The following is a 317-nucleotide window of genomic DNA, read 5'->3' on the forward strand; positions in this document are numbered from 1 at the left end:
GAATAAATGTCGTTAACGCTGCGATAATCGGTAATATATGATAAGGATCTGCATGTCCTAAGTTCACCCATAAAAATGACGATGTGCGAATCTCTTCTGTTCGGCTAATCGCATAATACAACGCAGAGAAAATCGGCATTTGTATTAATAGTGGCCAGCAACCAGCTAGTGGATTCCAACCGCCTGATTTCATTAGTTCTGACATTTCCTTTAGATACTGCTTTTGTTTTTCAAGATCTTTACCCACATCACCGTATTTTTGTTTCAGCTTCTGCAGTTCAGGTTGCATTTTCTTCATTTTCGCTTGACTACGATAT

General features: G+C 38.8%; 1 pseudogene. It reads right to left on the reverse strand.

What is annotated here, in order from left to right:
- Positions 1–317, reverse strand: a pseudogene (gene yidC / locus ACSG5Z_RS30100) (membrane protein insertase YidC); the annotation flags it as partial.

The organism is Bacillus pretiosus (assembly GCF_051294775.1).
In the GTDB taxonomy this organism is placed as follows: Bacteria; Bacillota; Bacilli; order Bacillales; family Bacillaceae_G; genus Bacillus_A; species Bacillus_A wiedmannii.